Below are 25,531 nucleotides of genomic sequence, written 5' to 3'. Positions count from 1 at the left end.
GTTGATGAAGCGCCTTCGCCTTTTGCGAGGCACCACGCCGGACCACGCTCACCGTCCGCCGCTACGCTATTTCTTCGCCGAGCTACTGTCCTTTGCGGATCCGGTGGTCAGGCGTTTGCGTCCCGAGCTTTCCGTCGCAAAAGCCGATCATCCGCGCGTTGTGATCCTTTTTCCCGGTTTCGCCACGGGGCCGAACAGGATGCGCTATCTCGCTACCCAGCTTGAACGCGCAGGGCACAAGGTGAAGCGCTGGGGGCTGGGCCACAACCTTGGGCCGACGCCCGAAACACTCGACCTGCTTTCCGCGCGCATTTGCGAGGTGTGCGAGCGATACGGGCAGAAGGTAGTGCTGATCGGCTGGAGCCTTGGCGGCGTGGTTGCGCGAGAAGTTGCCAAGATCAATCCTGATTGCGTGGCAAAGGTCATTACGATGGGTTCGCCGTTCAGCCACTCGCCCTATTCGAACAACATCTGGCGACCGTATCAGTTGGTCGCCGGGCATACTGTCGATGCTCCGCCGATAAGCACCGAAATCAGCGCCAAACCGCCGGTCGAAACCGTGGCTTTCTGGAGTCCGCGTGATGGCGTGATATCGCGCCGTGCAGCATGTGGTGAGCCGGGCGAGCGGGACCGCGCTGTAGCACTACGATGCTCACACCTGATGTTTCCAAATTCGCCTGATTGCATAAAAGCTTTGCTCGATGAATTGCAGGGTGACGGGAACCGTGCGGCAAGCTAACCTTTGATTGGAGTGACGCGTGGGGAAATGCACAGGCCGTGCATGCTGCGCCATACCGGACAAAGGGGTTCATGAGCGCTTCCCAGCCTTCCAAATTCGATGAGATGCACGCTCCGGACGGTTCGGTGCGCGAAGCCTATCAGGGATATCAGGATTGGCTGTCCGAACAGGACGAAGGCCTGATGCGTCGCAAGACGAAGGAAGCCGAGAGCTTTTTCCGCAAGACGGGCATTACCTTCAATGTCTATGGAGAGGATGACGCCGAAGAGCGACTGATTCCGTTCGACATGGTGCCGCGCATCATCACCGGCGGCGAATGGCGTCGGCTTTCGAAGGGTATCGAACAACGCGTGCGGGCACTGAACGCCTTCATGCACGATCTCTATCACCGACAGGAAATTATCCGTTCCGGCCGTTTGCCTGAGCGTCTGTTCCGACAGAATGCTGCCTGGCTGCCGCAAATGGTCGGCTTCACCCCGCCGGGCGGTGTCTACACCCACATCACCGGCATCGACCTGGTCCGCACCGGGCCGGATGACTTCCTGGTACTGGAAGACAATGCGCGCACGCCCAGCGGTGTCTCTTACATGCTGGAAAACCGCGAAACGATGATGGCGATGTTCCCCGAGCTGTTCAGCAGGGTGAACGTCTGCCCCGTGTCGGACTATCCGCGCCGGCTGGCGCATAGCCTGGCTGCATGTGCTCCCGAAGACATCGAGGACAAGCCGACCATCGCCGTGCTGACGCCGGGCATCTACAATTCGGCTTATTACGAACACGCCTTCCTGGCTGACCAGATGGGTGCGGAGCTGGTCGAAGGCAGCGATCTTCGCGTCGTCGATGGCAGGGTGCAGATGCGCACCACTGTCGGTTATCGACAGGTCGATGTGCTGTATCGCCGCGTCGATGACGAATACCTCGATCCGCTCACTTTCAATCCCGACAGTGTGCTTGGCATTCCTGGGATCATGGATGTCTATCGGGCAGGACGGATCACGATCGCCAATGCGCCGGGCACAGGCGTTGCCGACGATAAGGCAATTTATTCCTTCATGCCCGACATCGTGGAATTCTACACTGGCGAGAAAGTGCTGCTTCCCAATGTCGATACCTGGCGCTGCGCCGATCCTGACAGCCTCAAATACGTTCTGGAAAACCTTGAAGAACTGGTCGTGAAGGAAGTCCACGGCTCGGGCGGTTATGGAATGCTGATCGGCCCGACATCGTCCAAGAAGGAAATTACCGAGTTCCGTCACAAGCTGGAAGCGGACCCCGACAATTACATCGCGCAGCCGACGCTGGCGCTATCGACCTGTCCGATTTTCACCAAGTCCGGCCTCGCGCCGCGCCACGTCGACTTGCGTCCGTTCGTGCTGTGCTCTCCCGAAGGGGTCGACATCACGCCTGGCGGACTGACCCGCGTGGCGCTGGAAAAAGGCTCGCTGGTCGTCAATTCCAGCCAGGGTGGCGGCACCAAGGACAGCTGGGTGCTGGACGACTGATGGGTGGAGCGTCCCCATGTTAGGCCGCGTCGCCAACGGCATCTTCTGGATGTACCGCTATCTCGAGCGGGCCGAAAATACTGCGCGCCTGCTCGAAGCGGGCCACCGGATGACGCTCACCCGCGGCGCGGACATGGCCAGCAAGGAGTGGAAATCGGTTCTTACCACACTTGGTCTGCGCAAGGCATACGAGGCGATCCACGACGACTATACCGGCGCGAGCGTGTGCGATTTCGTGCTGCGGTCGAAACATAATCCTGAAAGCGTGCTGCAGATGATGGAGGGCGCTCGCACGAACGCCCGCGTCTGCCGCTCTGCAATCACGATGGAAGTCTGGGAAGCGGTCAACGAAGGTTGGATGACCCTTCGCGAGCTGCTTTGCCGTCCGGTGCGCGAGAGCAACCTCAACCCGGTGCTGGCGGCGGTGCGGCGCGAAAGCACGCTTGCGCGCGGCGCCACGCATGGCTCGATGCTGCGCAACGAGACGTATATTTTCGCCAGGTTGGGCACATTTCTCGAACGCGCCGACAGCACGGCGCGTATTCTCGACGTCAAATACTACCTGTTGCTGCCTTCGCTTTCCTATGTCGGAACGCCGCTCGACAGCGGTCAATGGGACAGCGTGCTGCGGTCGCTTTCGGCAGAGCGTGCCTATCGCTGGCTCAATGCCGGCCAGATGAGTGCGCGTTCCATCGCAGAGTTCCTGATCCTCGACGCCCGTTTCCCGCGCAGCCTTGCCTTCTGTTACGCGGAAATGCGCTCGAATCTGTTCGATCTGGCCAAGCTGCACGGCGAGAGCGGAAAGGCGCAGGAGCAGATGCGCGCTGCCGACATGAAGCTGGTCGACAAGAGCGTCGACGACATCTTCGATCAGGGGCTGCACCAGTTCCTGCTGGAATTCATCGCCGACAATCGCTTGCTCGCCGAAGCTATTGCAACCGATTACCGGTTCACGGCCTGAACGAGGAGGACGAAACAAATGCGCCTCTCTATCCGTCATACCACGCGCTATCGCTTCGATGAGCCGGTTTCCTACGGTATCCAGCGCCTGCGGCTGACGCCGAAGGAAACGCAGGGCCAGAAGATCCTCGAATGGGAAATGGAGCTCGAAGGTGCGCGAGAAGAGCTTGTCTTCGACGACCAGAACTTCAACCACGTCAACCTGATCTCTGTCGAGGAGAGCACGCGCGAAGTCGTGGTGACTTGCCGCGGCAGGGTCGATACCGAAGACAATGCAGGCGTCATCGGCAAACATGCCGGGCATTTGCCGCTCTGGACATTTCTCGGCCAAACGAGCCTCACCAAGCCGGGGCCGAAGATCAAATCCCTGATCGCGAAGGTAGAGCGCAGCGAAACCGGAATGGTCGATACGCTGCACAACCTTTCCAACGTCATCCGTGACCACGTCGATTACCGCACTGGAACCACGCGGGTTACCACGACCGGAGAAGAAGCCGCAACGAACGGCGCGGGCGTGTGCCAGGACCATGCTCATATATTCATTTCCGCCGCCCGCAGCCTCGAAATCCCGGCGCGCTACGTGAGCGGCTATTTGATGATGAACGACCGTATCGAGCAGGAAGCGACCCATGCGTGGGCAGAGGCGTTCGTCCAGGGGCTGGGATGGGTTGGTTTCGATATTTCGAATGGCATCAGTCCTGACCCGCGCTATGTGCGCGTGGCGACGGGGCGCGACTATCGCGATGCCGCGCCGATAACCGGCATTTCTTACGGATCGCAGCGGGAAGACCTGTCAGTCAACCTGGCTGTGGAACAGCAGATGGTGGACCAGCAATAGCGTCTCTATTGGCGGATGCAGACTACCCGGAGTAGGCAGATTTAATGACTTATTGTGTTGGCATGGTTCTCGACAAGGGCCTCGTACTGATGAGCGACACCCGCACCAATTCGGGCGTCGACAATATCTCCGTATTTCGCAAGATGTTTACCTGGTCGGTACCCGGCCAGCGCATCATCTCGGTAATGACAGCGGGCAATCTCGCCACCACGCAGGCCGTGATCAGCTTGCTCGAGGAACGCTCCAAGGCCCCGCAGGACCGCCAGAACGGCCTGCTCGACCTGCCCACAATGTTTCAGGTCGCGATCGAGGTCGGCAAGCTGCTGCGCGAGACAATCGCCGTAACGCAGGCCGAAAATGGCACGCGCGGAAAGGGCCGCTTTACCGCGTCGATCATCCTTGCCGGACAGATCAACGGGATGGAGCCACGTCTCTTCATGATCTACCCCGAAGGCAATTTCATCGAAGCCAGCTTCGACACTCCGTTCTTCCAGATCGGGGAGACGAAATATGGCCGTCCGATCATCCTGCGCGGTTACGACAGGGACATGAGCTTCGAAGATGCAGCCAAGCTGTTGATGGTCAGCTTTGATTCCACGTTGAAGGCCAATCTTTCGGTCGGGCTCCCGCTGGACCTCCTGGTAATCGAGAAGGATAATTTCGAGCCGGTGCACGAGCGCAGGATCGAACACACCGATCCCTATTTCGATGCCATTTCGAGCAGTTGGAGCGAGGCGTTGCGAAGCGCATTCCACTCGCTTCCGGATTACAGTTTCCACCAACCCAGTAAAACTACGTAGCTATTTGTTCGGATTCCGTTGATCTGGCCTCTTACGCAGATTCCGATAGGGATTTGTTCGCGTCTTTTCTCTCCAATATGGAGATAAGTTTCCCGCGGAACTGCGCCGGATTACCGATTCATGGCCGCGCAATAGGTGGACTTCCGTAGTAATACGGAATGTAAACTCCAGAATTTCCAGCCAAAGTTAAAGGCATGGAACAGCGTATCACAATGCATATCGTCGGCGGCAACAGCCGCTCGCGCGCCGCCCAATCCAGACTCGTCCTTTCAATGGGACATCATGCCGAAGTCTATTCGGATCTTGTCGAACTGCTCGACCGGCCGCCGCATGACGGGGTCATCATCGCCTCGGAAGATGCGCTGGCAGACGGCATTCGCGACCTGCTCGAACAGCTTGCCGACGGCGGTATCTGGATTCCGCTGGTTGCTGCGCGCGAGGACCCGGCGTTGGAAGAGGTGGTGCAAGCGATCCAGGTAGGTGCGCTTGATTTCCTGACGCTACCGCTGACAGAAGAAGAATTGCGCCGCATGGTTGCTCACGTTCATACCGACGCGGGCCGTCATGCCGAGGCACGCCGCCGCCTGATCGACGCCCGCCGGCGAATATCGGGCCTGTCGAAGCGCGAGCGTGAAGTGCTCGATTGGCTGTCCGAAGGCTGCTCGAACAAGGCCATCGCCCGAGAACTCGACATCAGCCCGCGCACGGTGGAAATCCATCGCGCCAACATGATGGACAAGCTGGGGGCGAGTCACGCGGCCGAGGCAGTACGGGTGCGGCTGGAAGCGGGGCTGGTGGCAAAGAAGCGCCGGGAAGCTGCCGCCAAGAGCGCGGCGGGAAATACCTCTGCAGCACCCATGTTCATCGAACAGGTGCTGATCCCGCCGCGTACCGCTCGATAGAGGTCACTTTGCCTGCCGGCTAACGGCAGTAGGAATTTCCGTCGATCACGCCCTCGACGTGGAAATGGTCACGATGGGCGGCATTGTAATCGGGTCCAAGAACGGTGCCGAAGCGGCGACATGCGCTGCGTTGCACCAACCGCAGGAATTCGCGCTCCTGTGCCGAGCCGTTCCAGCCTGATTGCACGCTGATGCGGCGCCCGTCGGCCAACACGAAACCGCTGATGTCGATGGCTGCGGCACTCGCATGGCCAGACCGGCGCGATGAGCCAGCAATATTGCGGCACGAATAGCTGCCCATGGTCTGGATATTGGCGAGCGGCGTGCCGAAAACCTCGCGCGCCGCACGGTCCACACCGAAGCGCGCCCAAGCGGCGAAAGCCGAACTGACGGGGCAAGTCACCGGGCCAAGGTTGCTGACATCCAGTCGCCCGTCATCGCCCTGCAAGGCGTGCATCTGGACCGCGCCCAGCGTGCTGCATCCATCGCCCAAATACTGGTCGGGCAGCGGATCGAATTGCACGCCTGCCGAACCCAGCCGATTGAAGCATTGTGCTGCTGCGGGGCTGGCGATCACCGGCGATGCGGCAGCAAATCGGGGCTGAACCGGAGCTGCAACGGCAGTGCGATCCGCTGAGGAATTGCGTTGCGCGCCATTATTGCCCGATGCGGGCAAGACCGAGCAGCCTGCCACGGCAAGGCTAAGGAAGCTCAAGACAATCGCGTGTTTCATGGCAGACAACATGACCTTACGTTGGTTAATATCGATGCCGCACCTATAGTTAACGCAACCGAAACCACCTGCAAAACCCTTGATCGTTACAATTGCAACTTCATTAGCGTTTGACTTGGCTCACGATGGCTCTAGGGCCGCCGACGGGCCACGCGGTCCCAACGCCGCGCGTGCTCTCTGTAAGGAGAGAATACATGAGTAATATGCCAACGCTTCGTCCGGAGCGTCCGTTTTTTTCGTCCGGACCCACCTGCAAACCTCCCGGCTGGTCGGCTGACAAGCTCAGCACCAAGAGCCTGGGCCGTTCGCACCGCTCCAAATATGCCAAGGGTCGCCTGAAATACGCGATCGATCTGACTCGTGAGCTTCTGGAAGTTCCCGATGATTACCTGATCGGCATCATGCCGGGATCCGATACCGGCGCGCTGGAATGCGCGATGTGGACGATGCTGGGCGCTGGGCCAGCGACCGTCGCGGCGTGGGAAAGCTTTGGTAATGTCTGGATCCAGGACGCGGTCAAACAGCTCAAGCTGAAAGACCTTCAAGTCCTCGAAGCCGATTACGGCGAAGTGCCAGACTTCTCGCAGATTCCCCAGGAAAACGATGTCGTCTTCACCTGGAACGGCACCACTTCGGGCGCGAAGATTCCCGACACCGACTGGCTCGAGCCGGGTCGCAAGGGCATCACCATCAATGATGCCACCAGCGCTGTCTTCGCGATGGAGATGGACTGGCCGAAGCTCGATGCGACGACCTATAGCTGGCAGAAGGTCATGGGTTCCGAAGCGCAACACGGGATGCTGATCCTCAGCCCCAAGGCTGTCGAACGGATCGAAAGCTACGATCCGTCATGGCCGCTGCCCAAGCTGTTTCGCCTGAAGAAGGGCGACAAGCTGAACCGCGCGATCTTCGAAGGCGCAACGATCAACACGCCGTCGATGCTGGCGGTCGAAGATTACATCTGGGCGCTCGAATGGGCGAAGTCGATCGGTGGCCGCAAGGCGATGATCGAACGCGCCAATACCAACGCCAAGATCGTGACCGACTGGATCGAGGCCACGCCTTGGCTGCGCAACATGGCGAGCGACCCGGCCAAGCGCACCAATACCGGTGTGTGCATGGTATTCCAGGGCGAATGGTATGAAGGCTTGTCCCAAGAGGATCAGGCGAACGTGCCGAAGAAGATCGCCGCCAAGCTCGAAGAGCTGGATGTCGGTTACGACTTCAATGGCTACCGCGATGCTCCGCCAAGCTTGCGCATCTGGTGTGGCGGATCGCTCGAATCCGAAGATATCGCGCGCCTGCTGCCGTGGATCGAATGGGCTTACGAAGAGCTGAAAGCCGGCAACCTCTGACAGCGATGTCCCGGTGGGAGCCGGGACCGTTGTCGCGCATTTTCCCGATTTAACGAGACAGATCCCGGTCTGCCGGGATGACGAGGCTAGACATGACCAAACCCAAAGTTCTCATTTCCGACAAGATGGACCCCAACGCCGCGCGAATTTTCGAAGAGCGCGGCTGCGATGTCGATGTGATCACCGGTGAAACGCCCGAGGAATTGAAGGCGCGCATCGGAGAATATGATGGCCTTGCCATCCGTTCCTCGACCAAGGTGACGCCCGAAATCCTCGAAGCTGCGACCAACCTCAAGGTCATCGGCCGTGCCGGTATCGGTGTCGACAATGTCGATATTGCCAAGGCTTCTGCCCGCGGCGTGGTGGTGATGAATACACCCTTCGGTAACTCGATCACGACCGCCGAACACGCGATTGCCATGCTGCTGGCCCTCGCTCGCCAGATCCCCGAAGCCAACCGCCGCACGCAAGCGGGCGAATGGCCGAAGAAGGATTTCATGGGCGTCGAAGTAACCGGCAAGACGCTCGGCCTGATCGGCGCTGGCAATATCGGCGCAATCGTCGCCAGTCGCGCACAAGGCCTCAGGATGAAGGTCATCGCCTACGATCCGTTCCTGACGGCTGACCGGGCGATGGAACTGGGGGTCGAGAAGGTCGATCTGGGTACGCTGCTCCAGCGCGCCGATTTCATTACCCTCCACACGCCTTTGACCGACGAGACTCGCAACATCCTCTCGCGCGAGCGGCTCGAACAGGCCAAGTCGGGTGTGCGAATCGTCAATTGCGCTCGCGGCGGCCTGATCGACGAGGTTGCGCTCAAGGATATGCTGGAAAGCGGCCATGTTGCAGGAGCGGCGCTGGACGTGTTCCTCGAAGAACCTGCCACGGACAATCCGCTGTTCGGCGCACCGAACTTTATCTGCACCCCGCACCTTGGTGCCTCCACCAACGAGGCGCAGGTCAATGTCGCGCTACAGGTGGCGGAGCAGATGGCGGACTACCTTGTTAGCGGCGGTGTCACAAATGCGCTGAACGTGCCCAGCCTCAGTGCCGAGGAAGCGCCGCGCCTCAAGCCGTATATTTCGCTTGGTGAGAAGCTGGGTTCGCTGGTCGGCCAGTTGGAAGGGCCCGATATCCACTCACTCACCGTCGAAGTCGAAGGCGCTGCTGCAGAGCTGAACATGAAGCCGATCACCGCTGCCGTGCTCGCGGGCATGATGCGCACCTGGTCGGACACGATCAACATGGTCAACGCGCCCATCCTCGCCAAGGAACGCGGGCTGGACGTGCGTGAGGTTCGCCACGCAAGGGAAGGCGATTATCACACGCTGCTGCGCGTGACCGTCGCGACCTCGGATCGTCGCCGTGAAGTGGCAGGCAGCCTGTTTGGTGATTCGCAGACGCGCCTTGTGGAGATTGCCGGCACTCGGATCGAAACCGATCTGGAAGGCCACATGATCTATATCGTCAACGAAGATGCCCCCGGATTCATCGGGCGGCTCGGCTCGGTGCTCGGCGAGTCGGGTGTCAATATCGGCAACTTCCACCTCGGCCGCCGAATTGCCGAAAAGCACCGTGGCGGCGATGCCGTGTTGTTGCTGACGCTGGATCAGGCACCCACGAAGGAAGTGCAGGATGCCGTCTGCGCGCTGGAAGGCGTGAAGAAGGTCAAGGCACTGAGCTTCTGACAAACCGACCGCCATCCCGGCTTTCGCCGGGGTGGCGAATTGGCTAGGCCCACCGCATGACCGATCCTACACAAGACCTGTTGCCCGAAGGACTGGAAGACCGCCTGCCGCAAAGCGCGGCAGCCGCGGCGCGCATCCAGCGTGCCATGCTCGATGTCATGCGCGGACACGGGTTTGACCGGGTGCGTCCGCCGCTGATCGAATTCGAACAGTCGATGGCACGGCGCATGGACGGGCTTCGTACGCGGCGCATGTTCCGTTTCGTCGATCCGCGGAGCCTTCGCGGGCTTGCCCTGCGTTCCGACATCACCGTTCAGGTCGGCCGCATTGCCGCGACCGGGCTGGCCGATGCGCCGCGCCCGCTGCGGCTCTGTTACGCCGGACAGGTCGTGCGGATTGCTGGCGACATGCTCGATCCGCAGCGCGAGAGTTTGCAGGTCGGCGCGGAACTCATCGGCAGCGATGGCGCAGCCGCTGCTGGCGAAGCTGTTGCGCTGGCGATTACCGCCTTGGAAGCGGCGGGGGCGACAGGCATCTCGGTCGATTTCACGCTGCCCGATCTTGTCGATACCCTGGCCGATGGCCCGTTTCCCTTGAGTGAAGCAGCCCGGATGGCCGTCCGGCGCGAACTCGACACCAAGGATGCCGGGGGATTGGTGGAAGCGGGCGGCGAAGCCTACTTGCCACTCATCCACGCGACAGGCCCCTTTGGTGAGGCAGTAGAGCGGCTGGTTGAACTCGATACGACTGGTGTTCTGGGCACACGGATTGAAGGCCTGCGTCAGATCGCCAATCGGGTTAAGGGGCGTGCGCGCCTCACTCTCGATCCCTCCGAACGCCATGGCTTCGAATACCAAAGCTGGTTCGGTTTCACGCTTTATGCCGAAGGCGTGCGCGGTGCGCTTGGCCGAGGTGGCACCTATTGCATCGGCGGCAGCGATGAGCCTGCGACCGGCTTCTCGCTCTATCCCGATGCGTTGATCGAAGCGGTCAAGGCGGAGGAGGATCTGGGGCAAAAGCTGTTCCTGCCGCTGGGTCACGATGTCGCCCAAGCCGATCAGTTGCGCAGCGAGGGCTGGCGCACGGTCGCGGCACTGGACGATGACGACGATGGCGCGGTGCTGGGTTGCACCCATGTGCTTGATAACGGTGCCGCGAAGCCGCTTTGACTGCGAAGAAACAACTCTGTCTGGTTGCCCTAGTCACCGCCATTGCCTAGGGCGCGGCGGTCCCAATTTGAAAGGTTTACACCTCCATGGCCAATGTCACCGTAATCGGCGCCCAATGGGGCGATGAAGGCAAGGGCAAGATTGTGGATTGGCTCGCCAGTCGCGCCGATGCCGTGGTGCGTTTCCAAGGCGGCCATAACGCCGGACACACGCTGGTTGTCGGCGACCAGACCTACAAGCTGAGCTTGCTGCCAAGTGGTATCGTCACCGGAACGCTCAGCCTGATCGGCAATGGCGTCGTGCTCGACCCGTGGGCCTTGCGCGATGAAATCGCCAAGCTCGAAGGGCAGGGCGTGTCCATCACGGCCGACAATTTCGGAATCGCCGACAATTGCGCACTGATCCTGCCGATGCACCGCGATCTGGATGGATTGCGCGAGACGGCTGCCGGCAAGGGCAAGATCGGCACCACCGGGCGCGGCATTGGTCCCGCGTATGAAGACAAGGTCGGCCGCCGCGCGATCCGCGTTTGCGATCTTGCGCATCTCGACAAGATCGAACCGCAGCTCGACCGGCTTTGCGCGCATCATGACGCGTTGCTTGCTGGTTTCGGGCAAGACCCGGTCGATCGCGAAGGCCTGCTCGCCGAATTGCGCGAGATCGCGCCTTTCGTCGGCCAGTTTGCGCAGCCGGTCTGGAAACGCCTCAACGAGGTAAAGAAAGCTGGATCGAAGATCCTGTTCGAGGGTGCGCAAGGCGTGCTGCTCGATGTCGATCATGGCACTTATCCCTTCGTGACCAGCTCCAACACGGTCAGCGGCACGGTCGCCAGCGGCAGCGGGCTTGGTCCCAACGCAGCGGGTTTCGTGCTGGGTATCGTCAAGGCCTACACCACCCGTGTTGGCAGCGGCCCGTTTCCGACGGAGCTGGAGGATGAAACCGGCCAGAAACTGGGCGAGCGCGGCCATGAATTCGGCACTGTCACTTCGCGCAAGCGCCGGTGCGGCTGGTTCGACGCGGTGCTCGTGCGCCAGACCTGCGCGCTCTCGGGCGTGACGGGTATCGCGCTCACCAAGATCGACGTGCTTGACTGGTTCGATACAATCAAGATTTGCACCGGCTACCGGCTGGGTGACCAGGTGCTCGATTACCTGCCTGCGCACGCCGCCGAACAGGCTGCGGTCGAACCGATCTATGAGGAGTTTGAAGGCTGGGAAGGCACCACGGTCGGGGCGCGCAGCTGGGCCGATCTTCCGGCGCAGGCGATCAAGTATATCCGCCGCATCGAGGAGCTGATCGAATGCCCGGTCGCGAGCGTTTCGACCAGCCCCGAACGCGACGATACGATCCTCGTGCGTGATCCGTTCGAGGACTGATCAGCCGCGCTGGTCCTGAAGCATCGCGATCTGCAATTCGAGCCGTTTGAGTTCCCGCAGGATCGCGATCATGTTCATGCGGCTGAAGAACCATTGCTTCAGGAAACCCTGCATGATCAGTCCGGTAAGCGTTGCAGTGGCCCACAGGATCGTCTCCTCCAGGCTGTCCGCCGTGACCAGTTGCCAGACGAAATAAACCAGCGCGATCCCGATTACGAATGTCACCGCGAACATCAGTTTGGCCCATCCGCCCAGCGGGCCGTTGAGGCTGTCACCGATCTGGCGGAACAGGCCGCGACCATCGTCCAGTTTTTCAAGGAATGCGCGGTCATCGGCGTCGAGCGCGGCACCAATCCTGTCATCGATATCGGTCATTTCTCTTCTCCTGATAATGCTACCTTCAATTTTCGGCGGGCGTGGAACAGGCGTGACTTGGCAGTGCCTGTTGGAATGTCTTGCACATCGGCGATCTCGGCGAGGGTCAGGCCCTCGACGAAGTACAGATGTGCGGCGAGGCGTTGTTCAGGCGCAAGCGCGGCGAAGGCTTGCAGGATCGACACGCTCCCTCCTGGATCGCCATGGTCGGCAATCTCAGCATGCTCGCCATCACCATCGTGCAGGCGCCTTGCTTGTTGGCTGCGGATTGCATCAGCGCATTTGCGGCGCAGGATAGTAAATGCCCATGGGGCAAAACGCTCCGGATTGGACAGGCGATGAATACCCCGGATGATCGCTACCCAGCATTCCTGCGTGACGGCATGGGCCGGCTCATCCTCTCCCAACATACGTCGTGCCGAACGCAGCAGGCGCGGGTGCCAGCGCCGCGCCAGTTCGTCCATCGCAGAGCGATCTCCGCCCCAAACCATGGTGACGAGAAGCTCGTCGTATATATTCTGTGCATTGCGCAATGACCGATCCCGAACTCCTGTTTCGCATGGATAGTCGGTGGTGAAAGCGAAAAGGTTCAATCCTTAACGGCCACGCATTCAAATTCTTGACATGATCCTTGTTTGTTCTCACTGTGTTCTCGAATAGCGACTCAGGGGAATCCGATTATGGCGCAAGCCGATTTCACATATGATCTGGCAGCTGATGCAGCAGGCCTGCCGCTGGCGGTTTCCATCTTTGCTGATTGCGACATGCTGCGCGGCGACCTCGAAGATGATGTGACGCAGGCAGGCCTGACGGTGCGAGAGCGCGGCGATCTGCACCAGTTGCTGGCGGGGGATGCGCGGGCGCTCGGTGAAATCGTGCTGGTCGACTGCCCGAACCCCGATGTCGCCGCCATGGCGACGCTGGCGCGGCTCGACAGCAGGGCGGCCAAATCAGGTGCTCGGTTGGTAATTTCGACTTCGATGGACTCGCTTGATGCGGTTTTTGGCTGCTGTTCGCAGTCCAATCCACAAATCCTCGTCAATCCGCTCCGGGCCGAACGCGTTATTGCGCTGGGCCGCGTGCTGGCTGAAACGCCAAACCTGCGCCTGCGCGAACTGTCCGAAGATGATCGGCTGACATTGCTGCGCCTGACGGAGCAGGTCGGCCATATTGCCGGACGGCTCGACAAGCTAGACAGCGCTTCGGGCGGCTGGGGCCAGAAGGCTGGCGGGGGCGCCTTCCGCTTCGAAAGCCCCTCGACCTCCTATCGCGCTGAAAACGATTTGGTGCGCAAGCCGCGCCCGCCGCTGCCTGATGCGCGGCTCGTGCGCCAAATCATCCAACAGCGCGCAGCCCGTGCGAAATTTCTCGATGCGGATCTGTTCGCCGATCCCGCTTGGGACATGTTGCTCGACCTGACCGCCGCTCGCGTCGAACACCAGCGTGTTTCGGTGACTTCACTCTGCATCGCCTCTGGCGTTCCACCGACTACGGCGCTGCGCTGGATCGGGCAAATGGTGCACGCGGGACTGTTCGATCGCGTGGAAGACGATGCTGACCGCCGCCGCGCCTTCATCGAACTGTCCGACAAGGGTGCCGATGCGATGGCGCGCTATTTCGCGGAAGTGGGACAGGACGCGATGGCAATGGCTTGATTACGAACCGCCGCTTGTCAACGGCGATCGAATGCAGCCTGCGCTTCGACAGGATCGGTCACGCCGCTGGCGATCAGCAATTGCAGCAGGATACGCGCCTTTGCGGGTCCGAGCGCGCGCGAGGCAATGAAGCCATTAGCGGTATCCTGCGGCTCGCGGTCGACCAGCCCTTCATCCACGCGCGTTGCGCGGACTACGGGTACGCCGCCATGCGCGGCATCGGCCAGCGCCTCTCGCACTGTGTCGGGTGAATTGCCCGCGCCAAATCCTGCCAACACTATACCCTTGGCACCTTGCTCGAGAGCTTGCGTCACGCTCGCTCCATCCATTCCCGCATAGGCATAGATGATGGATACGCGTGGCATCTTCCCGGGAAGGACAAAGCGTGCCGCTTCCTCGACACGCCAAGGCGGGCTGAGCCAATCGACCGACGACGGGGTAGCAAGCGCGATGGGGCCGCGCGGAAATCCCTTGAAGGCGTTGGTGCCGCCCGTGTGCGCTTTCCGCACATCGCGAGCCGACAGGACCGTATCGCCCATCACCAGCAAGACGCCGCGCCCGGCTGCGGCAGGATGCGCAGCGATCTGCACTGCATTGGCGAAATTGCGCAGGCCATCGCTGCCCACGGCATCGGCCGGACGCATGGCGCCCACCAGCACGATCGGCTTTGTGGTCGGCAACGTCAGGTCGAGCAGGAAAGCGGTTTCCTCTGCCGTGTCCGTCCCGTGCGTGATGATGACACCGCTGCATGAAGGATCGCTCATGGCGTCCATGCAGGCTGAATGCAGTTGGCACCAGATTTCCGGTCCGATGTTTGCCGAATCGATATTGGCGACTTGCCGACCTTCCAGCCGCGCATCGACTCCCAGTGCATCGAACTCCGCGAGAAAATCGGCGATGTCGATCTGGCCAGGGCGATAGTCGGCTCGCGTGGCGGATCCGGCCTGTCCGGCGATTGTGCCGCCGGTGGCCAGAACGAGGATTGCTTGGTCGCTCATGCGTGGCGGATAGACGCTGGCGATGAAACGCGCCAGCCTGTCGACCTTGTTCGTAAATTTCTACGGATCAATGATCCTGCGAACCACATTCTCTGGTCTAGAATGGTGGGCGATGACAGGCTCGAACTGCCGACCCTCTCGGTGTAAACGAGATGCTCTACCAACTGAGCTAATCGCCCTACACTATTGTGTAGCGCAGGCCCCTTAGCGCACACATAGCCGGGGTGAAAGGGGCAAAGTGCGCTATTGGTGCGATTGGCGCAGAAATGAGCTGCTTATTGATCAACAGCGACGGAGGCGGAGTCTCCAGCAGTGGCTTCAAGCACTTCCTCGCGTGCTTGCGCGCTTGCCCAGTCATAGGCCCCGATAACACGCCAGACTTCGCGTCCGTCAGCATCGTAGAGTATGGTCAGCGGTAGCACTGCACCCCCGCCGTAGGAGAAGGCGAGGTCGTTCTGCTGGTCCATCCAGCGCGGCAGGTTGGGCAGTTCACGCGCCTCGAAAAACGGCACCACCACCTCCGCACCGCGCAGGTCTTCGCTGACGGTCAGCACTTGGACCTGTCCATCCAGATCCGCGGCAAGTTCGTTCAGCAACGGCATTTCGACTACACAAGGCGCGCACCATGTCGCCCACAGATTGATCAGCACCGGTTCGCTCAGCGAGGCCAGTTCCAATTCGGCCCCATCGGGATCGGTCAGGGTGATCTCGGGCATTGCCTCTCCGGCAAAGCTTCGGTCGAGCGTGCCGGTCAGTGCGAAAGATTCGCTTTCCTCCTCCGCACTCGCCTTTTCTTGCGCCGCATTGTCCGCATCGGTATCGCAGCCCACAAGCAGCCCCGCCGCAAGGCAGGCGACCAAGACAGACGAAAGGCGCGATTTGGCCAAGGATAATTCCTCCAATACAATGTGGGGCGGCAGGTTTGCCGAAGGCCCCTCTGCCATAATGCGCGAGATCAATGCGAGTATCCCGTTCGACAAGCAATTGTGGCAACAGGATATAGCGGCGAGCAAGGCGCATGTCGCCATGCTTGCGGCCTGCAAGATTGTCAGCGTAGAGGATGCCGACACAATCACCGGCGGGCTCGAAAAGGTCGCGGCTGAATATGAAGCCGATGGCGTCCCCGAAAATTGGGATCTCGAAGACATTCACATGACCACCGAGGCCCGGCTGGCCGAACTGGTCGGCCCGGTCGCGGGGCGGCTCCACACTGCGCGCAGCCGCAACGATCAGGTGGCGACGGACTTCCGCCTGTGGGTCCGTGACGAGACCGATTCCTTGCTGGAAGGTCTCGCCGGGTTGCAGCGTTCGCTCGTCGAGACAGCAGGTCAGCACGCCGATTCCATCATGCCGGGCTTTACCCATCTGCAGACCGCGCAGCCGGTAACGCTGGGTCATCATCTGATGGCCTATTACGAGATGATCGCGCGCGATGTTTCCCGCTTCAAGGACGCGAGGGTGCGGTTGAACCAATCTCCGCTGGGAAGCGCGGCGCTTGCCGGGACCGGCTTCCCGATCGATCGCAAGATGACCACGCAGGCGCTCGGTTTCGACGCCCCGACCGCCAATAGCCTCGATGCTGTTTCGGATCGCGATTTCGCACTCGATTTCCTCGGCGCGGCCAGCCAATGCGCGCTGCATCTTTCGCGTCTCGCGGAAGAATTCGTGATCTGGGCAAGCCAGCCTTTCGGCTTCGTGCGGATGCCCGATACGCTGAGCACCGGCAGCTCGATCATGCCGCAGAAGAAAAATCCCGACGCGGCAGAGCTGGTTCGCGGCCACGCAGGACGGATCGTCGGATGCCAGATGGCGCTCATGATGACGATGAAAGGCCTCCCGCTCGCCTATTCCAAGGACATGCAGGACGACAAGCCTCCCGTCTTCGAAGCGGCCGGGTTGCTCCAGCTATGCGTTGCGGCAATGACAGGCATGGTCGCGGGTGCGGACTTCCGGACCGGGCGGATGCGGCAGGCGGCGGAACTGGGCTATGCCACGGCGACCGACCTGGCCGACTGGCTGGTGCGCGAGGCCGACATCCCATTTCGCGAAGCCCATCACATCACCGGAGCAGCTGTCAAACTTGCGGAAGGCAAGGGTAGTGCGCTTGATGAGCTTTCACTGGAAGAACTTCAGGTCATCGATCCGCGAATCGACGACCGCGTGTACAAGGCGCTCTCGGTCGAAGCCTCGGTCGCGGCGCGCAATTCCTATGGCGGCACCGCGCCCGAACAGGTACGCGTGCAGATTGCAGAGGCCCGCAAGTCGCTGGGGATGGACCAATGATCAAACGCACCGCGACGGCACTCGCCGCAATCCTACTGCTCGCAGCGTGCGGCCAGCGCACCGAACTTCAACCGCTTCCCGGACAAAGCTTGCCGCAACCCCCATATGGTGCGACCGAGCCGCTCGATGCCGAAGAGCTGCTTGCGATTGATCCGCAGGCAGCACCCGAACGGAGCGTTGAGCTGCGAAGCTCGAGCGAAGAGCGTGAAGACGACCCATTCGATCTTCCCCCCGAAAGGTAACAGGGCGCAAGAACTTGGACCATTTCCATCTCCGAGACGGCGAATTGCACGCCGAGGACGTGCCTTTGTCACGCATTGCTGCCGAAGTCGGCACGCCGGTCTATGTCTACTCGCGCGCCACGTTCGAGCGACATGCGCGCGTCTTTCGCGAGGCGCTGGGCGGGCTTGAGAAGCCGCCCCATCTCGCTTTTGCAGTCAAATCCAATCCCAACCTTGCCGTGCTCAAACTTCTCAGCCGCGAAGGTTACGGCGCGGATGTGGTATCCGGCGGCGAATTGGCGCGGGCACTGCTTGCCGGTATGCCAGCCGAGGACGTCGTGTTCTCCGGCGTGGGCAAGACCGATGCCGAGCTGGCGCAGGGTCTCGACGAGGGAATCGGGCAATTCAACATCGAATCGGGCGAGGAAGGTCGGGAACTGGCCTCCATCGCGGCTGCGCGCGGGCAGGTTGCCAATTGCGCGCTGCGGGTGAACCCCGATGTCGATGCCGGCACGCATGACAAGATTTCGACCGGCAAGGCGGACAACAAGTTCGGCGTTCCCATCGACCGCGCGCCCGAACTGTTCGCCGAGCTTTCTGCGCTCCCCGGCCTCAATCTGCGCGGTCTTGCCGTCCATATTGGCAGTCAATTGTCCGAACTGGCGCCGCTCGAAGCTGCCTTTGCCAAGCTGGGCGAGAGCTTGCGCCAATTGCGCGCTGCTGGCCATACGATCAGCCATATGGACCTGGGCGGCGGGCTGGGCGTGCCGTATCGCAAGGGCGAGGTCCTCCCCAGTCCGGCCGAATATGGCGCCATGGTCGCGCGCGCAACCAAGGGTTGGGACGTCACATTGATGTTCGAACCTGGCCGCGTGATAGCTGGCAATGCCGGCGTGCTGCTCACCCGTGTCATCAGGGTCAAGCGTGGGCTCAATGATCCATTTGTCATCGTGGATGCGGCGATGAATGATCTGGCGCGACCGGCGCTCTACGGTGCATGGCACGATTTCGACGCGGTCAAGCCCACCGGCGAGCATATGACTGCCAACATAGTCGGGCCAATCTGCGAAACAGGCGACACCTTTGCGATGGGCCGCGATACCGATGCTCTCGTTTCCGGCGATTTAGCGGTTTTCCGCACTGCTGGCGCATATGGCGCGACCATGGCGAGCAGTTACAATTCGCGCGGTTTCGTGGCCGAGGTCATGGTCGATGGAGCGGATTTTGCCGTGGTTGCAGATCGCATCCTGCCCGGTAGCATTGCCGATGCCGAGCGTGTGCCGGACTTCCTCCTCTAGTAATGCAGCAACTGCCACTCTTCCACTCGATTGCCGGTCAACCGGTCATCGTGCTGGGTGAGGGCGAGATGGCTGAGCCAAAGCGCCGCCTTGTGGAGCGCGCGGGCGGGCGAGTGGTTACCGCCTTGCAAGAGGGGCTGGACGAAGGCGCACGGCTGGCATTCGTGGCGCACGACGATCCAGCGATGTGCGAAAGCGACGCTATTCGCCTGCGCTGTGCCGGACTGCTGGTCAACGTCGTGGATCGACCCGAATTGTGCGATTTTACCACGCCCAGTATTCTTGATCGTGAGCCGGTTCTGGTTGCGGTTGGCACCGGCGGAGCATCGGCGGGCCTGGCCAAGCAGCTACGCTTGCGGCTCGAGCGATTGCTTCCCGCCAATCTGGGGCAATTGGCTGACAGACTTTTTGCCGCACGCGATGCGATACGAGCGCGTTTTCCGGCCATGTCCGACCGTCGCCGGGCGCTCGATCAGGCGTTGGGCGAGGGCGGTATGCTTGATCCGCTGGTGCAGGGTAGTGAAGCGCAGGTCGATGCCTGGCTGGGGCAATCATGGCCTTCGGAAACCGCGCAGGTTCATGAGTTCCTGCTCTTGAGCGATGACCCCGAAGATTTGACCATACGACAATCGCGCCTTCTCGGGATGGCCGATGCCGTAATCGCGGAACCAACTGTTTCCGCTGATATTCTTAACCGCGCGCGAGCCGACGCGGCACGATTGGTTCTTCCGATAACTGGTCCCATGCCAGATGGTCTGGTCGTTATCCTCAAAACGGCGAAAACGTAATAAACAACTACATTACAGCAATTTAATTTCCTTTGCGCCTAGCAGCGCGGCAATCTTTCCGTGGGTCGACAATCCGTCGCGCCTTCCCTCAACGGAGAGAAATTCCATGAAACTTCCCAAGATCGATCTGGCGAGTCTGCCCGATCTCACCACGCTCACCGGCATGTTTGGTGCGGGCCCGACTGGCCCGACGCAAACTCCCGGGCATGACGATACGATCATCGTGCTCGCCACGCTTGTCTATGACAGCGCGCCTCCCAGCGGCGGTTTGTTCTAACGTTCGGGCCAGACGATGGATGTGCATCCTTTCATCGCGGCGTTGCGGACAAATCGTGGTCCGCAACGCCAGGCCCAGGCGGCCATGGACGCTGCGCGCGACGCCTGGCGCTCTGAACAAGGCGCAGAGCAATTGATGGACGAGCTGGGCCAGTTCGGCGGTGGCGCACCGCTTTGTGCGTGCCCCATGCTCGAACAGGTTTTTACGGAGACCGGAGATGGCGAGCGGCTGATGGCCCTCCTATCCCGCCATTATTGCGCGGCGCTCGCCGACAATCCGATTGGCCACCCGCCGTTCCGCCACGGTTTCAACGGGACGGCGGGCACGATCTTGCTGGCCCGGTCAGGCCGTGCGCAACTCATGATCCAAAGCCGCGAGCCGGGTGAGACATCGACAAGTGCATATATTTTTTCCGATGCCGAACGCTTCGATGCCGTTCTGGCTGGCGAGGCCGATGCGCGCATCGTGCGGGCACGCTCCGCCGGCGATGGCGGGAAGAAGTTCGAGACCGAGCAATTGTCCCTTCGTGGGGGAGAGCGGATCGCTCTCGACCTGCAAAGCGAGACGCTTCTGGTCGACCGCGTCACCCGCCGTCTGGTCGTCTTGCGCCTGGTGCGCTCGGCTGCAGAGCCGCAGCCAGGCCGCCAGTATGATGCAGAAACCGGCGATATGTTGATGCAGACCGCAGCCACGATTGCCACCAGCCGGCAAGAGGCCATCATTGCGCTCCTCGGCCGCATGAACCGCACCGATGCCGCGCCCGAAATGGCACGCACCGCGCTGGGCGAGGGCGATGTATCGCTGCGCTGGCAAGCCCTGCGCGAATGCCTCGCGCTCGATAGCGAACAGGGCTTTTGCGCGCTGTCACAACTGGCCCGCCGCGCTGATGATCCGCTTGCCGCTTCTGCCGGAGCTTTGCGCGCACAGCTTCTCGAAACCCATGCCGAACTTGCCCAGCTGGAGACCGCCCAATGCCCCGCATAATCGACTGCATTGATGAAACTTCGTGTGACCTCGAAGAATGCATTTCCGGCCTGCACGAAAGCGGCTTTCACCCATGGGCAGAAGAAAGCCTCCAGTCCGGTGCCCATTGGTTGCGCCGACTTGGCAACAACCGCACCTTCCTTGGCGATATGCTCGTCGACGAGCTGAAGCGCGGGATAAAGGCTGCCGAGGAAGCGAGCGATTACGGCCCCCAGGTTGTAATGCTGTCAATGCTCGGCAGCGAATTCTACATGCGCGCCAACTTCTGGCCGAGCGTGGATGAACACATGTTCCGTGCCAGCGGAAAATCCGCTTTCAGCTACGAATTACCGCATGACCACAATTTCGATTTCCTGACGCTGGGCTATTTCGGGCCAGGCTATACCAGCGATTATTGGGAGTATGATTACGAAAGCGTAGCCGGTGTGATCGGCGAGAAGGCCGGACTGCGCTTCATCGAAAGGTCCACACTGACACCGGGCAAGCTGATGCACTATCGCGCGCACAAGGACGTGCACTCGCAATTGCCGCCCGAAAGCCTCTCCGTATCGATCAACATCATGCATGCGGGTGGAGCACAAGGATGGCTCGACCAGTACAAGTTCGATGTTGAAAAGGATGAGATTTCAGGCGTCATCAGCGCCGGAGGAAGCGAGACATTCCTCCGCGTGGCGGTGGGGCTGGGGGGTGAAGAGGCGCGCGATCTGGCCGCCAACTTTGCCGGGTCGCACCCCAGTGACCGCATGCGGCTGGTAGCGCTGGACGCGCAGGCAGGTGTGCTCGGCGCGGCAGAATGTGATGAACTTTGGCGCCTTGCAGAAGGGTCTGGCAGCAGGCTTGTCGCGATGGAAGCCACGCGGCGAAGGCGTGAACTGGTCGCAGCCTAAAGTATACCGCCTGCAAGCCGGTCAATTGCCCCTTGCAGGATCACCGCAGCAGCGTGGCTATCGATCCGTTCAGCGCGCTTCGCCCGGCTGAAATCCTGCGCGATCAGGTCCCGTTCGGCACTGGTGGTAGACCAGCGCTCGTCCCACAGCAGGACCGGCAGCCCGAGGCCGTTTTCCTCATGCGCAAGATTGCGAGCGAAAGAGCGACTTGCCTGCGCACGGGGACCGGCGGAGCCGTCCATGTTGAGTGGCAGGCCAATGACGATTGCCGCGACACCGCGGTCCTTGCACAAGCTCGCAAGTGCAGCCTTGTCGCGGGCGAACTTACCCTTGGGAACAGTCTTGCCTGCAGTCGCAAAGCTCCAGCCGGCATCGCAAATCGCAGTGCCGATGGTCTTGGTGCCAAGGTCCAGTCCGAGCAGCACTCCGCCATCAGGGAGCGCTTCACGGAACACGGCGGCATCCTCTGTGACGAGAGCGGTTATGGCCGGGCCTGCGATTGCATTTGCTGCCACGCGCCCACGCGTTGCACGACGTCGCGCTGCAGGTTCTTCCAGAACAGCGGAATGTCGTAAACGTGGTAATTGTTGCCCGGCAGGACATATTGGCCGAGCTCCGGCGGATTGCCGATCAGCAGCAGGCCATCGTCCCGGCACGTTGCCGGAACGGCACCGGGTACAAGTTCTCCCGAAGTCAGATCGTCATTGGGTATCAGCGTTCCCAGATTATCGCGCTCCGGGGCTTCTCCGCCGAGCAGACCGGTGATCGGATTCACGCACAGGATGGGGCTGTCACCGCGCGGCGATCCGTCATTTCCCGGGATTGCGGCATAGCGGCGCAGGAACTGGCCAGGCTCGGCAGGCTCGGCAAAGCTGGCCCAGCTCACGATGCATCCGGCCTGTTCGGGCGTAGCGCAGGCGGGCAGGCCGAGGCTCGGCAGATCGTGTTCGATACTGATCGGCCAGCCCACCGGATACGCCATTGCAACGCGCGATTGCAGCTCCGTCCCCGCAACGCGCTCCTGCAGAAGCCGCGTTACGTGAAAGCCGCCCTGGCTGTGTCCGGCGAGGACAATGGGCATGTCCGCGGGAATTGAATCGAGGAAGAAATCGAATGCCTGCTCGACATCGGCATAGGCCGCGTCGAGCGCCTGGGTGGCTTCGGGCAGCTCGGTTATGAATGCACCAAAGGTTGCCTGACGATAACGTGGCACCCAGATTTCGCTCGCCTGATTGAACGCGCTGGCAAGACCGCGAACCATAAGCCGCGCACGGTTTTGCGATTCCTCGTCATCGAGCGAGGCATTCCACTGGCGGGCGTCAAAATAGCTGGTCGGGTGAACGAAGAAGACGGCGAAACGCGGCACCTCCTCGCTAGCGGGGCTGGTCGGCTCAGGGCTTGGTGCAGCCGCAGGCTCGGCAGCCTGCGCACTTCCCCGGCGTGTTTCCCTGGCTTCGGGGTCGGCAAAGGCAGGTTGCCAGCGTGCCGGATCGTTCTGCGCACCCTTTCCTGGCCGACTGAACCACATGTCCGGGTCCTGGTAGGTGCTGCTGGCCAGCGGATCCTGCTCGACAAATTCGGTATCGGGGACGAGCGCGATCTCGGTCAATTCGTCATCGAACAGCCGCAGCGCGAACAACACCACCGCCACGAGGACGATCAGGAAAACAATCGTGAAAAGAAACTTACGCAACGGCGTTCTCCATCGGTCCGGCCTCGGCGGCGAGAGCGGCTTCATCTTCGGCATCCTTCGACTTGGCGCGCTGCTCAAGCGCCACCTTGATCATCGCGAGCAAGGGGTCGGCGAGGAACAGGCCGAGGATACCGAATAATATACCCATGATAAGCTGCATCGACAGAACCAGCGCGGGGGCAAGATCGACTGTCTTGCGCGCGATCATTGGAATGACGATGTAACCGTCGATATTCTGCACGAGGAAATACACTACTATGGTGTAGATGCCCATCTGTGCTCCGCCCGAGAAGCCGACGAGTACCATTAGCACACCGGAGATAATCGCCCCAATATTGGGCACGAACGCCAGCAGTCCGGTTAAGATAGCCAGCAGTGCGGCCATTGGAATGGCATCTCCTGTGACCAGTCCATATCCGACAAGCATGGCGTAGGTGAAAATGCCCTCGACCACCATGCCGACCAATCGCCCGAACATCAGGCGACGCATGGTGTAACCCATGCGGCTTGCTGTCTCGAGAAAGGCAGAGCGCCTCTCGCGCGGCATCATCCAAGCCACGCCGCGTTCGTAAAGGCGCGGCTCGAATGCGACGTAGATGCCGATTATCGCGATAAGCACCAAGGTTGTTATGCCACCAAGCAGTCCACCCAGGGCGCGGGTGACGGTGCCGAAGCCGCTGGCGGCCTGGCTACCCATCGATTGCACCATTCCGATATCGATCTGGAGTCCTTGCGCGCGCATCCAGCCAAACAATTGTTGCGCTTGTTCCTGCACGATGCTGGGGAATTGCGCGGCCTCCTGTGAGATCGTCGAACCGGCAAATATTGTCAGCCAGCCAAGCAGCAAGACTGCCGAAGCCAGGACGATGCTCACTCGCCACACGCGGGCAATGGGAAGGACCCGGCCAAGCAGGCGCGAGCCGCCATCGATCATGGTTGCAAGGACCATTGCCCCGAAAATTACCAGCAGACTTTGCGAGATGTAGACTGCAAGCGCGACCAGCCCAACCACTGTCGTCCAGGTCAAAGCGCGCCATGCCTCGAACCGCAACTCCGGGCTGGAAATGCGAGCTGGGCTGGCGCCAAGTCCCTTGGTCAGTGATTGATCGCCTGATTCACTCATCTGCCGCCTCTCCGCGTAGCTCGGGCCGCAGGCTGGTCCAACCGCGCCCTTCGCGCAAGGCTCCCCACCATGTTAGCGGGTTGTATGTCGCACTGCCGTCGAGCGAAAACGTCAGGCGCTCGGCCCTCCCGCCGATGCTGGAGAGAGGGACCGGGCCGCCAAGTCCGTTGCCGCCGTCAAGCGCGGAAGGCGCGCGGCTGTCCGACGAATGATCGCGGTTGTCGCCCATCAGGAAGACATGGCCTTCGGGAACGAGGACAGGCTCCATATTGTCGAGGCTCTGCCGTTCGATGTGGTCGATGATAAGATAACTCGCGCCATTGGGCAGCGTTTCGCGATAGGTCGGCGGCTCGAATACCTGCGTGCCGTCTCCCAGCGTGACGCGATATTGCTCGAAGTCATCCATGCACGGATGCGACGTGCCGAACCCGTTCATGCACATATTATCGTTGTCGGCAGGCAGGCGGACCGGCGGTTCCATGTCCTGCGGCACGGGTTCGCCGTTCAGGATGATCTGCCCGTCGACCAGTGCGATCGTATCGCCGGGCAGGGCTACCACGCGCTTGATGTAGTCTTCGGCGCGATCAGGCGGCACCGCGATTACGATATCGCCATATTCCGGGGTGGCGGGCGCGATGCGGGTGTCGCTGCGCGGGAAGATGTGGAAGCTCGCCGAAACCCAGCTCCAGCCGTATGGATATTTGGTCACGATCAGCCGGTCGCCCACTAGCAGGTTGGGCACCATGCTGGCGCTCGGGATGTAGAATGGCTTGGCTATAAAGGTATGGAATGCCAGCACCGCGAGCAGCATCAGCGCCAGCCCGCGTATTTCGGCGAACCAGTTGATCTTTTCGGATTTGGGCTTGTCGTCGGCGCTCATGAGGGTC

27 protein-coding genes and 1 tRNA gene are annotated in these 25,531 nt (G+C 61.0%); 18 read left to right on the top strand and 10 right to left on the bottom strand.

What is annotated here, in order from left to right; all coding sequences use genetic code 11:
• Window positions 1-4: 4 nt before the first annotated feature.
• From AAC850_RS13835 to AAC850_RS13810, 6 genes are all read left to right on the top strand, one after another.
• Window positions 5-739 (top strand): esterase/lipase family protein, encoded by a 735-nt coding sequence (locus tag AAC850_RS13835; protein WP_340589444.1) that lies wholly within the window; start codon window positions 5-7, stop codon window positions 737-739.
• 71 nt (window positions 740-810) lie between these two features.
• On the top strand, window positions 811-2,241 hold the full coding sequence (locus AAC850_RS13830; protein WP_340589442.1) for a circularly permuted type 2 ATP-grasp protein: 1,431 nt from the start codon (window positions 811-813) through the stop codon (window positions 2,239-2,241).
• A 16-nt stretch (window positions 2,242-2,257) separates the two neighbouring features.
• A complete protein-coding gene (locus AAC850_RS13825) occupies window positions 2,258-3,202 on the top strand; it encodes an alpha-E domain-containing protein (protein WP_340589441.1) in 945 nt (314 codons plus the stop codon).
• A gap of 18 nt (window positions 3,203-3,220) precedes the next feature.
• Window positions 3,221-4,039: a transglutaminase family protein gene (locus AAC850_RS13820; protein WP_340589440.1), complete on the top strand. Its 819-nt coding sequence runs from the start codon at window positions 3,221-3,223 to the stop codon at window positions 4,037-4,039.
• 44 nt (window positions 4,040-4,083) lie between these two features.
• Entirely contained in the window at window positions 4,084-4,839 is a 756-nt protein-coding gene (locus AAC850_RS13815) for a proteasome-type protease (RefSeq protein WP_340589439.1), read from the top strand.
• 194 nt (window positions 4,840-5,033) lie between these two features.
• Window positions 5,034-5,741 carry a response regulator transcription factor gene (locus AAC850_RS13810; protein WP_340589438.1) on the top strand — a complete coding sequence of 236 codons (708 nt, stop codon included), beginning with the start codon at window positions 5,034-5,036 and terminating at the stop codon, window positions 5,739-5,741.
• Window positions 5,742-5,760: 19 nt separating this feature from the next.
• Here AAC850_RS13810 and AAC850_RS13805 read toward each other — a convergent pair whose 3' ends face one another.
• The gene (locus tag AAC850_RS13805) at window positions 5,761-6,474 is read right to left on the bottom strand and encodes an extensin-like domain-containing protein (RefSeq protein ID WP_340589437.1); all 714 of its coding nucleotides are present in this window, start codon (window positions 6,472-6,474) and stop codon (window positions 5,761-5,763) included.
• A 194-nt stretch (window positions 6,475-6,668) separates the two neighbouring features.
• Between AAC850_RS13805 and AAC850_RS13800 the strand changes: the two genes are divergently transcribed.
• The 4 genes from AAC850_RS13800 to AAC850_RS13785 all read left to right on the top strand — a co-directional run bounded on the left by AAC850_RS13800 (window position 6,669) and on the right by AAC850_RS13785 (window position 12,062).
• Window positions 6,669-7,829, top strand: a complete 1,161-nt coding sequence (locus tag AAC850_RS13800) for a phosphoserine transaminase (RefSeq protein WP_340589436.1) — start codon at window positions 6,669-6,671, stop codon at window positions 7,827-7,829.
• A 92-nt stretch (window positions 7,830-7,921) separates the two neighbouring features.
• Entirely contained in the window at window positions 7,922-9,517 is a 1,596-nt protein-coding gene (gene serA, locus AAC850_RS13795) for a phosphoglycerate dehydrogenase (RefSeq protein ID WP_340589435.1), read from the top strand.
• 56 nt (window positions 9,518-9,573) lie between these two features.
• A complete protein-coding gene (locus tag AAC850_RS13790; protein ID WP_340589434.1) occupies window positions 9,574-10,686 on the top strand; it encodes an ATP phosphoribosyltransferase regulatory subunit in 1,113 nt (370 codons plus the stop codon).
• Window positions 10,687-10,772: 86 nt separating this feature from the next.
• Complete coding sequence (locus tag AAC850_RS13785) at window positions 10,773-12,062, top strand: adenylosuccinate synthase (RefSeq protein ID WP_340589432.1); 1,290 nt, start codon at window positions 10,773-10,775, stop codon at window positions 12,060-12,062.
• Here the strand turns inward: AAC850_RS13785 and AAC850_RS13780 are convergent, their stop codons facing one another.
• Together AAC850_RS13780 and AAC850_RS13775 are read right to left on the bottom strand one after the other, a co-directional pair.
• Window positions 12,063-12,437, bottom strand: coding sequence for a DUF6768 family protein (locus tag AAC850_RS13780; RefSeq protein ID WP_340589431.1), 375 nt, complete (start codon window positions 12,435-12,437; stop codon window positions 12,063-12,065).
• Window positions 12,434-12,928 (bottom strand): RNA polymerase sigma factor, encoded by a 495-nt coding sequence (locus AAC850_RS13775; RefSeq protein ID WP_340589477.1) that lies wholly within the window; start codon window positions 12,926-12,928, stop codon window positions 12,434-12,436. The genes AAC850_RS13780 and AAC850_RS13775 overlap by 4 nt, the downstream gene beginning before the upstream one ends.
• A 189-nt stretch (window positions 12,929-13,117) precedes the next feature.
• Here AAC850_RS13775 and AAC850_RS13770 point away from each other — a divergent pair, with 189 nt between their 5' ends.
• Window positions 13,118-14,092 (top strand): winged helix DNA-binding protein, encoded by a 975-nt coding sequence (locus AAC850_RS13770; RefSeq protein ID WP_340589430.1) that lies wholly within the window; start codon window positions 13,118-13,120, stop codon window positions 14,090-14,092.
• 17 nt (window positions 14,093-14,109) lie between these two features.
• Here AAC850_RS13770 and AAC850_RS13765 read toward each other — a convergent pair whose 3' ends face one another.
• From AAC850_RS13765 to AAC850_RS13755, 3 genes are all read right to left on the bottom strand, one after another.
• A complete protein-coding gene (locus AAC850_RS13765) occupies window positions 14,110-15,090 on the bottom strand; it encodes an asparaginase (protein ID WP_340589429.1) in 981 nt (326 codons plus the stop codon).
• 103 nt (window positions 15,091-15,193) lie between these two features.
• Window positions 15,194-15,269 (bottom strand) — tRNA-Val (locus AAC850_RS13760).
• A gap of 96 nt (window positions 15,270-15,365) precedes the next feature.
• Window positions 15,366-15,977, bottom strand: a complete 612-nt coding sequence (locus AAC850_RS13755) for a TlpA family protein disulfide reductase (protein WP_340589428.1) — start codon at window positions 15,975-15,977, stop codon at window positions 15,366-15,368.
• Between the two features lie 19 nt (window positions 15,978-15,996).
• Here AAC850_RS13755 and argH point away from each other — a divergent pair, with 19 nt between their 5' ends.
• The 7 genes from argH (at window position 15,997) to AAC850_RS13720 (ending at window position 21,828) form a co-directional block, all read left to right on the top strand.
• Complete coding sequence (gene argH / locus AAC850_RS13750; protein WP_340589476.1) at window positions 15,997-17,373, top strand: argininosuccinate lyase; 1,377 nt, start codon at window positions 15,997-15,999, stop codon at window positions 17,371-17,373.
• On the top strand, window positions 17,370-17,615 hold the full coding sequence (locus tag AAC850_RS13745; protein ID WP_340589427.1) for a hypothetical protein: 246 nt from the start codon (window positions 17,370-17,372) through the stop codon (window positions 17,613-17,615). The genes argH and AAC850_RS13745 overlap by 4 nt, the downstream gene beginning before the upstream one ends.
• Before the next feature lie 14 nt (window positions 17,616-17,629).
• The gene (lysA, locus tag AAC850_RS13740) at window positions 17,630-18,892 is read left to right on the top strand and encodes a diaminopimelate decarboxylase (protein ID WP_340589426.1); all 1,263 of its coding nucleotides are present in this window, start codon (window positions 17,630-17,632) and stop codon (window positions 18,890-18,892) included.
• Window positions 18,893-18,894: 2 nt separating this feature from the next.
• Window positions 18,895-19,680, top strand: coding sequence for a precorrin-2 dehydrogenase/sirohydrochlorin ferrochelatase family protein (locus tag AAC850_RS13735; protein WP_340589425.1), 786 nt, complete (start codon window positions 18,895-18,897; stop codon window positions 19,678-19,680).
• Between the two features lie 106 nt (window positions 19,681-19,786).
• Window positions 19,787-19,957: a hypothetical protein gene (locus tag AAC850_RS13730; RefSeq protein ID WP_340589424.1), complete on the top strand. Its 171-nt coding sequence runs from the start codon at window positions 19,787-19,789 to the stop codon at window positions 19,955-19,957.
• Window positions 19,958-20,041: 84 nt separating this feature from the next.
• Window positions 20,042-20,941, top strand: coding sequence for a hypothetical protein (locus tag AAC850_RS13725; RefSeq protein ID WP_340589423.1), 900 nt, complete (start codon window positions 20,042-20,044; stop codon window positions 20,939-20,941).
• On the top strand, window positions 20,929-21,828 hold the full coding sequence (locus AAC850_RS13720; RefSeq protein ID WP_340589422.1) for a transposase: 900 nt from the start codon (window positions 20,929-20,931) through the stop codon (window positions 21,826-21,828). The genes AAC850_RS13725 and AAC850_RS13720 overlap by 13 nt, the downstream gene beginning before the upstream one ends.
• Here AAC850_RS13720 and ruvX read toward each other — a convergent pair.
• Genes ruvX through lepB form a run of 4 tightly spaced genes read right to left on the bottom strand, consistent with a single transcriptional unit; the run spans window position 21,825 to window position 25,524 of the window.
• Entirely contained in the window at window positions 21,825-22,343 is a 519-nt protein-coding gene (gene ruvX, locus AAC850_RS13715; protein ID WP_340589421.1) for a Holliday junction resolvase RuvX, read from the bottom strand. The genes AAC850_RS13720 and ruvX overlap by 4 nt on opposite strands.
• A complete protein-coding gene (locus AAC850_RS13710) occupies window positions 22,310-23,521 on the bottom strand; it encodes a DUF3089 domain-containing protein (protein WP_340589420.1) in 1,212 nt (403 codons plus the stop codon). Before AAC850_RS13710 ends, ruvX begins: the two co-directional genes overlap by 34 nt.
• Window positions 23,514-24,644 (bottom strand): AI-2E family transporter, encoded by a 1,131-nt coding sequence (locus AAC850_RS13705; RefSeq protein ID WP_340589418.1) that lies wholly within the window; start codon window positions 24,642-24,644, stop codon window positions 23,514-23,516. The genes AAC850_RS13710 and AAC850_RS13705 overlap by 8 nt, the downstream gene beginning before the upstream one ends.
• Window positions 24,637-25,524, bottom strand: a complete 888-nt coding sequence (lepB, locus tag AAC850_RS13700) for a signal peptidase I (protein ID WP_340589417.1) — start codon at window positions 25,522-25,524, stop codon at window positions 24,637-24,639. Before lepB ends, AAC850_RS13705 begins: the two co-directional genes overlap by 8 nt.
• Window positions 25,525-25,531 lie beyond the last annotated feature (7 nt).

The organism is Erythrobacter alti (genome assembly GCF_037996805.1).
GTDB lineage: Bacteria > Pseudomonadota > Alphaproteobacteria > Sphingomonadales > Sphingomonadaceae > Alteraurantiacibacter > Alteraurantiacibacter alti.
This window is presented reverse-complemented; position numbering and strand designations above follow the sequence as displayed.

Bases quoted from the DNA above. Each gene is read 5' to 3' on its own strand.
- AAC850_RS13720 (WP_340589422.1), top strand. From the start codon at position 20,929: ATGCCCCGCATAATCGACTGCATTGATGAAACTTCGTGTGACCTCGAA.
- AAC850_RS13735 (WP_340589425.1), top strand. From the start codon at position 18,895: ATGCAGCAACTGCCACTCTTCCACTCGATTGCCGGTCAACCGGTCATC.
- AAC850_RS13830 (WP_340589442.1), top strand. From the start codon at position 811: ATGAGCGCTTCCCAGCCTTCCAAATTCGATGAGATGCACGCTCCGGAC.
- AAC850_RS13810 (WP_340589438.1), top strand. From the start codon at position 5,034: ATGGAACAGCGTATCACAATGCATATCGTCGGCGGCAACAGCCGCTCG.
- AAC850_RS13805 (WP_340589437.1), bottom strand. From the start codon at position 6,474: ATGAAACACGCGATTGTCTTGAGCTTCCTTAGCCTTGCCGTGGCAGGC.
- AAC850_RS13825 (WP_340589441.1), top strand. From the start codon at position 2,258: ATGTTAGGCCGCGTCGCCAACGGCATCTTCTGGATGTACCGCTATCTC.
- argH (WP_340589476.1), top strand. From the start codon at position 15,997: ATGTGGGGCGGCAGGTTTGCCGAAGGCCCCTCTGCCATAATGCGCGAG.
- AAC850_RS13725 (WP_340589423.1), top strand. From the start codon at position 20,042: ATGGACGCTGCGCGCGACGCCTGGCGCTCTGAACAAGGCGCAGAGCAA.
- AAC850_RS13780 (WP_340589431.1), bottom strand. From the start codon at position 12,437: ATGACCGATATCGATGACAGGATTGGTGCCGCGCTCGACGCCGATGAC.
- AAC850_RS13775 (WP_340589477.1), bottom strand. From the start codon at position 12,928: ATGGTTTGGGGCGGAGATCGCTCTGCGATGGACGAACTGGCGCGGCGC.
- AAC850_RS13790 (WP_340589434.1), top strand. From the start codon at position 9,574: ATGACCGATCCTACACAAGACCTGTTGCCCGAAGGACTGGAAGACCGC.
- AAC850_RS13800 (WP_340589436.1), top strand. From the start codon at position 6,669: ATGAGTAATATGCCAACGCTTCGTCCGGAGCGTCCGTTTTTTTCGTCC.
- AAC850_RS13705 (WP_340589418.1), bottom strand. From the start codon at position 24,644: ATGAGTGAATCAGGCGATCAATCACTGACCAAGGGACTTGGCGCCAGC.
- AAC850_RS13815 (WP_340589439.1), top strand. From the start codon at position 4,084: ATGACTTATTGTGTTGGCATGGTTCTCGACAAGGGCCTCGTACTGATG.
- AAC850_RS13770 (WP_340589430.1), top strand. From the start codon at position 13,118: ATGGCGCAAGCCGATTTCACATATGATCTGGCAGCTGATGCAGCAGGC.
- AAC850_RS13765 (WP_340589429.1), bottom strand. From the start codon at position 15,090: ATGAGCGACCAAGCAATCCTCGTTCTGGCCACCGGCGGCACAATCGCC.
- lepB (WP_340589417.1), bottom strand. From the start codon at position 25,524: ATGAGCGCCGACGACAAGCCCAAATCCGAAAAGATCAACTGGTTCGCC.
- AAC850_RS13835 (WP_340589444.1), top strand. From the start codon at position 5: ATGAAGCGCCTTCGCCTTTTGCGAGGCACCACGCCGGACCACGCTCAC.
- AAC850_RS13745 (WP_340589427.1), top strand. From the start codon at position 17,370: ATGATCAAACGCACCGCGACGGCACTCGCCGCAATCCTACTGCTCGCA.
- AAC850_RS13730 (WP_340589424.1), top strand. From the start codon at position 19,787: ATGAAACTTCCCAAGATCGATCTGGCGAGTCTGCCCGATCTCACCACG.
- serA (WP_340589435.1), top strand. From the start codon at position 7,922: ATGACCAAACCCAAAGTTCTCATTTCCGACAAGATGGACCCCAACGCC.
- AAC850_RS13785 (WP_340589432.1), top strand. From the start codon at position 10,773: ATGGCCAATGTCACCGTAATCGGCGCCCAATGGGGCGATGAAGGCAAG.
- AAC850_RS13820 (WP_340589440.1), top strand. From the start codon at position 3,221: ATGCGCCTCTCTATCCGTCATACCACGCGCTATCGCTTCGATGAGCCG.